Raw genomic sequence first — 6104 nt, 5'->3', positions numbered from 1 at the left:
ATCGCGTCGGTTGTCTTGAGCAGTTCTGAGATGTTCATCGGCCCTCCTTCAGGGACTCCGCACCCGGATGGGCGCTCTCTCCAGCCTGCGGGCCCAACGCGCCGGATGGAAGTGGCCAACGTCCCGGCTCCCGACTGTCAGTGGTCCTGTCAGTGGTGCCCGCAAGGGTGGTGGCGTGACAACGGTCCTGTTCCACGCCGACGGCGACGCGTTCCTCGCGTCGGTCGAGCAGCGCGACGACGACCGGCTCCGCGGACGACCTCTCGCGGTGGGTGAGCAGGTCGTCGCGTGCGCGTCGTACGAGGCGCGAGCGCTGGGCGTCCACGCGGGGATGCCTCTCGGTCAGGTGCGCCGACGCTGGCCACAGGTCTGCGTGGTGCCGTACCGGCCCGAGGTCTACGAGGAGGCGTCGGCCCGGTTGTTCGAGGTGTTCCGCCGCGTCACCCCGCTCGTCGAGCCGGGGTCGATGGAGGAGGCCTTCCTCGACGTCACCGGGCGTGACCGGGGGGACCCAGTGGATCTTGCCCAGTCCCTTCGGGCCGAGGCCCGTGCCCGCGTGGGCGTCCCGATCAGCGTGGGCATCGGCCGGACCAAGCTCATGGCGAAGCTGGCGAGCCGACGGGCCAAGCCGGACGGACTTGTCGTCGTCGATGCGGCCCTCGAGCAGCGGCTCCGACCGCGCCTCCGGCTCGATGACCTGTGGGGAGTCGGCCGCACGACGTACGAGAAGCTCCATGCCGCCGGCCTCGTCACCGTCAGCGACCTCTCGGGCGTGAGCCAGGAGGACCTGCGCGGGCACGGGATCTCCACCGCGATGGCCCGTCGGCTCGTCTCGATCGCGACCGGCACCGACGACGCGACGATCCGCCTGCCGACGGCCCGCAAGTCCGTCGGCGCGAGCCGGTCTATGCCCCCGACCCGCACGCGGTCGACCGTGCACGCCGCGCTTGCCGCCCAGGTGTCCCGGGCACTCGAGCGGCTCGGTGCGGACCTGCGCCTTCCTCGCCGCATCGAGGTGCAGGTCCGCTTCGACGACGGCGCCGTTCTGGTCCAACGAGGCCCGCTGCCTGCACCCACCCGAGATCCAGCCGCCATCCTCGCCTCCGCAGAAGCGCTCCTGGAGACGAGTGGCTGGGAGCAGGATGGCCGCGGTGTCACGCTCGTCGGGATCGCGCTCCACCTGCCGTCGCAGCCGTCCGGGCCTTGACGTCACGTCCAGTTGAGCTCCCCCGATGGTCACGTCAAGGCGCCTTGAAACCCAACTCGCCTGGGAGCCGACGCTCGCACCCGGGGACTCAACGGCATACGGCATATTCCCGTATGCCGCTGGGCTCGCTCCCGCTCGGACGCTCAGTCGCGCGGCAGCGCCGGAGGCAGGTCCGCGGGCTCCGCGGTCGGCCACGCGTCGGGTTCGGGGCCGAGTCCGCTGAGCTGTTCCACCTGCTCGCGGGACCACGACGAGATCGGGCGTCGACCGGCGAGGACGTCGCCCGCGAACTCGGCCCAGCCAGCCCACGCCGTCGCGGCGACCTCGTCGCCGTTCGGCGCGGGGTCCCCGTCGACCCGGCCGACAAGGACGGGGCACTGCTCCCACTCGACGATGCCGTCCATCTCCGCGCGGTAGGCGAAGCGCGGGAGGACGAGGCGAAGGTCGCGCACGTCGAGACCGAGCTCATCGGCGGCGCGCCGGCGCACAGCGTCGGGCAGGCGCTCGCCGGGGGCGGGATGCCCGCAGACCGAATTGGTCCAGACTCCCGGGAACGTCGCCTTGTCGAGGGCCCGCTGGGTGAGGAGGAGCTCACCGCGGTCGTTGAACAGGTAGGCGGAGAAGGCGAGGTGCAGTGGGGTCTCGGCGTGATGGACGGTCGCCTTGGGTGCGGTGCCGATCGCCTCGCCGTCCGGTGACAGGAGGACGACGAGCTCCTCGGCCGTCATGGGACTGGCCTCGCGAGCTCGTTGACGGCGACCCGGAAGACGGCCGGCAGGGCGGCGGCTGCGGGCACGACGAGGCGCCGACCCCACGAGGGACGGCTCACCTGGACGAGGCTGCGGGTCAGCAGGGCGTAGCGCCGGGTGGCCGCCCGCCAGGAGCGCTCATAGGACTGGGGGTCCCCGGCAGCAATCGCCGCCAGGGCAGCTCGGGCATGGGCCATGCCCAGCGAGATCCCCTCGCCGGTCAGGGCGTCGACGTACCCGCTCGCGTCGCCGGCGAGCAGCACACGGCCGGCCACGCGCCGGGTTGTTCTCTGGTGGAAGGGTCCTGCGCCGCGCAGCGACGTCACGACGGGCGCATCGGCGAGTCGATCACGCAGTTCCGGGAAGCCCTCCAGATGGTCCTGGGCCGTCTGGCGACGCTGGGTCAGGACGGCAACCCCGACCAGGTCGTCCGCCACCGGGGTGACGTAGGCCTCGCCTGACGCGCTCCAGTGCACCTCGACATGGTTCCCCCACGGCGCGATGCGGTAGTGCTGTCGCAGCCCATACCGCTTCGTGGTGCGCAGCTGCGCGGGACCGGACTGCGTCCCGCGGTCGAGCCCGAGGAACCTTCGCGTGGGTGAATGGAGACCGTCGGCGGCGACGACCCAGGATGCGCGAAGGGTCGGGCCCGGTGCGCCGCTCGTCTCGGTGAAGACCGTGACGCCCGCATCGTCCTGGGTCATTGCTGTTGCCGCGAGGGCCCGCATGTCGATCCCGGCCCGGGCGACCGCGTCGAGAAGCGCTGCATGCAATGTGGTGCGCCTGATGCCGCGGCCCAGGCCGGCCGCGAAGTCCGCCTCCGCGCCACGGCCGCCGGCGAGATAGCGGATCCCCCGTAGGTCGTGACCGGGTGCGTCGACGCCCAGGTCGAGCAGCGCCTGCAGACCGCCCGGCATCAGACCCTCTCCGCATGCCTTGTCGATGACTCCGCTACGCGGCTCCACGACCAGCGGGACGAGTCCACGACGCGCGGCGTAGAGGGCCGTGGCCAGGCCGACTGGGCCCCCGCCGATGACGAGCACGTCGACCGTGCCGGGCTGGTCGGTCATGCTGCCGCCGCGAGTTCGCGCAGGGCCTGGTTCTCGACGCGGATCCGCTCCCCGATCAGGGCCGCGTTCGCGACGGTGAAGACGAGGGCGGTGACCCATGCGGTGTGGACGAGCGGGAGGGCGAGGCCCTCGGCGACGACCGCGACGTAATTCGGGTGCGGCACGAGCCGGTAGGGGCCGCGGCGGACCAGCGGCAATCCAGGGACCACGATGACGCGGGTGTTCCACTGGTTGCCGAGGGTCGCGATGCACCACCACCGGAGGGCCTGCGAGAGGACGACGACGGCGAGCATGGACCAGCCGAGGGCCGGGAGGAACGGGCGGTCGGCGACCCACACCTCCACGACGGCGCCGACGAGCAGGCCGGTGTGCAGAAGGACCATGAACGGGTAGTGGCTCTGGCCTCGTTCGACCCCGCCACGCGAGAAGGCCCACGCCGCATGGCGTTTCGACACGACCAGCTCGGCGAGCCGCTCGAGCCCGACGAGGACGACGAGGCCGGTGAACATCCACTGGGACAGCTGGGACACGTCCGTCGGCACGTCAGCCCGCCATACGGAGCAGCACGAGCTCGAGGCAGAAGCCCGGTCCCATGGCGAGGAGCAGGCCCCAGCTGTCGGGCTCCGGGGTGCGGTCACGCAACGTGTCGGCAAGGACGTGGAGGACTGACGCCGAGCTGAGGTTGCCGATCTGGTCGAGGGAGCGCCAGGTGACGACGAGCGCGTCCCGGTCGACCTCGAGCGCCTCCTCCATGGCCTCGAGCACCTTGGGGCCGCCGGGGTGGGCGACCCACCACCCAATGTCCGCTCGGGTCAGTCCGTGGTCACCGAGGAACCGGTCCACGTCGCCACGGACGTTGTTGCGGACGAGGTCGGGCACTTCGACGCCCAGGACGATGCGCAGCCCCGTCGCACCGACGTCCCAGCCCATGGCTCGCTCGGTGTCGGCGTAGAGCCTGCTCCGCGTGGCCACGACGCAGGGCTGGCCGGCGGCCAGGCCGGGGGCCCGGCCGGACCCCACCATGACGACCGCTGCGGCGCCGTCCCCGAACAGGCCGCTTGCGACGAGGTTCGCGAGCGACGCGTCGTCGCGCTGGACCGTGAGGCTGCAGAGTTCGACCGAGAGGAGGACGGCGACGTCGTCCGGATGGCCGAGGAGGTAGTCGTGGACCCTGGCGATGCCGGCGGCGCCGGCGACGCACCCGAGACCCACGAGCGGCACGCGCTTGACGTCATCACGCAGGCCGATCTCTGCGGCGATACGCGCCTCGAGCGACGGGACGGCGAGACCGGTGATCGTCGTGGAGACGATGAGGTCGACGTCCCCGGGGCCGACCCCTGCAGCAGCCAGGGCCTTGGTCACGGCATGGGCTCCGAGCTGAGTGGCGACGCGGATGAACTCATCGTTGGCCTCACCGAAATCGGCCAGCTCCCAGTAGCGCTCGAGGGGCAGCGCGAGGTGCCGCTGGCTGACACCGGCATTGGCGTGCAGGCGCTCGAGCACCTCCCGGCCGGACCCGACCGCGCCCAACACTCCGGCGAACGCCGCGGTGATCTCCGCCTGCGCATAGGTGTGCTCCGGCAGGACGCCCTCGACAGCCGCTAGGTGGCTCACGCCGTCAGCCTAAGCGCCACAGCGCCAGATGTGGGCAGGCGACGCCCGGTGCCACCTCGGACAGGGAACTCACTCGAGGGCGATCAGGCGCACGAGCGGGATGCTTCCCGTCGTGCGCTGCCGGCACTTGGCGCGGCCAGAGGCAGAGGTCCCGCGGGTCAGGGCTCTACGCTCGAGGCGTGTCGACGGTCGGGGCCATTCGCGGTCTGGCGCTGTCGTGCCACCCGGGCCCTACGGTCGCGGTCACGACGTTCACGGCGCTGCTCGCCGCCTCGGCCGGACACACGCTGCCCCGGGGGCTGCTCGTCACCGCCGCCGTCTTCACGGGCCAGCTCTCGATCGGCTGGTCGAACGACCTCATCGACGCCTCCCGCGACCGGGCCGTCGCCCGGGGCGACAAGCCGATCGCCCGCGGCGACGTCGCCGAAGGAACCGTGCGCATCGCGACGATCACCGCCCTCGCCGCCTGCGTCCTCCTCTCCTTCGCGTGCGGGATCGCCGCAGGGACGGTCCACCTCGTGCTCGGTGTCGCTTCCGGCTGGGCCTACAACCTCTGGTTCAAGCGGACCGCGCTCTCGCCGCTCCCCTACGCCGTGGCCTTCGCGATCCTTCCGGCCGTCGTCACCCTCGCCCTCCCGACGCCCGAGTGGCCGCCCGCGTGGGTCATGGTGACCGGTGGTCTGCTCGGCGTCGGCGCGCACTTCCTCAATGCACTTCCGGATCTCGCCGACGACGCCGCCACTGGCGTGCAAGGCCTCCCCCACAGACTGGGCGCACCGGTCGTGCGTGTCGTCGCACCCGCCGTCCTCCTTGCGGGCTCCGTCGTCGCCGCTGTGGGACCCGGACTCGACCCGACCTCCGCCGTCCTCCTCGCTGGCTGTACGGTCCTGGCGGTCGTCGCGGTCACTGGCAAGGGACGCGTCCCCTTCGTCGCCGCCATCGGCATCGCCCTTCTCAACGTGGTGAGCCTCGTGGTCCACAGCTGACCGCCTTCTCGTCCACTCGGGCGCCGACTGCACACCCGACGGGGAGTTCGGGAGGTGCGGAACGGTGGCTGGGCGCGGTGTCGGCTCAGCGGCATACGATCGAGCGGTGAGCGCCAAGCCAGCGGTACTCGAGGTCCCCGGCCCAGACGGCACCGTCCGCGACGTGCGGATCTCCAGCCCTGACCGGGTGCTCTGGCCCGCAGAGGGGATGGCAGACGGCCAGCCCGTCACGAAACTGGACCTCGCCAACTACGTGCTCGCAGTGGGCGATCCGCTCCTGCGCGCACTCGGCGACCGGCCCGTGACGCTCCAGCGCTTCCCGGAGGGCATTGAAGGTGAGGAGTTCTTCAGCAAGAACCCACCCAAGGGCGTGCCCGAGTTCACGCGCACGGTGATGTGCACCTATCCTTCCGGCCGCAAGCACCTGCAGCTCGTCTTCGACGAGGTCGCGAGCGCGATGTGGGCCGTGCAGATGAAC

Annotated in this window: 7 protein-coding genes; 3 read left to right on the top strand and 4 right to left on the bottom strand. The window is 71.7% G+C overall.

From position 1 onward, the window contains the following. Positions 1-175: 175 nt before the first annotated feature. Positions 176-1207, top strand: a complete 1032-nt coding sequence (locus tag VIR15_RS06515) for a Y-family DNA polymerase (RefSeq protein WP_331926662.1) — start codon at positions 176-178, stop codon at positions 1205-1207. Positions 1208-1350: 143 nt separating this feature from the next. Here VIR15_RS06515 and idi read toward each other — a convergent pair whose 3' ends face one another. From idi to VIR15_RS06495, 4 genes are read right to left on the bottom strand one after another with little or no spacing between them, the layout of a single operon-like run. Beyond that, positions 1351-1935, bottom strand: a complete 585-nt coding sequence (gene idi / locus VIR15_RS06510) for an isopentenyl-diphosphate Delta-isomerase (protein ID WP_331926661.1) — start codon at positions 1933-1935, stop codon at positions 1351-1353. After that, entirely contained in the window at positions 1932-3026 is a 1095-nt protein-coding gene (locus VIR15_RS06505) for an NAD(P)/FAD-dependent oxidoreductase (protein ID WP_331926660.1), read from the bottom strand. Before VIR15_RS06505 ends, idi begins: the two co-directional genes overlap by 4 nt. Beyond that, the gene (locus VIR15_RS06500; protein ID WP_331926663.1) at positions 3023-3535 is read right to left on the bottom strand and encodes an isoprenylcysteine carboxyl methyltransferase family protein; all 513 of its coding nucleotides are present in this window, start codon (positions 3533-3535) and stop codon (positions 3023-3025) included. Before VIR15_RS06500 ends, VIR15_RS06505 begins: the two co-directional genes overlap by 4 nt. A gap of 34 nt (positions 3536-3569) precedes the next feature. Continuing rightward, positions 3570-4640, bottom strand: a complete 1071-nt coding sequence (locus VIR15_RS06495) for a type III polyketide synthase (protein WP_331926659.1) — start codon at positions 4638-4640, stop codon at positions 3570-3572. Between the two features lie 179 nt (positions 4641-4819). Between VIR15_RS06495 and VIR15_RS06490 the strand changes: the two genes are divergently transcribed. Together VIR15_RS06490 and ligD are read left to right on the top strand one after the other, a co-directional pair. After that, positions 4820-5626, top strand: a complete 807-nt coding sequence (locus tag VIR15_RS06490; protein ID WP_331926658.1) for a UbiA family prenyltransferase — start codon at positions 4820-4822, stop codon at positions 5624-5626. Between the two features lie 106 nt (positions 5627-5732). Next, a partial coding sequence (ligD, locus tag VIR15_RS06485; RefSeq protein ID WP_524538092.1) for a non-homologous end-joining DNA ligase LigD occupies positions 5733-6104 on the top strand: 372 nt, incomplete at its 3' end.

It is taken from the genome of Intrasporangium sp. (genome assembly GCF_036566125.1).
Lineage (GTDB): Bacteria > Actinomycetota > Actinomycetes > Actinomycetales > Dermatophilaceae > Intrasporangium.
The sequence above is the reverse complement of the archived record's forward strand: the minus strand, read 5'-3'. Positions and strand labels throughout refer to the sequence as shown.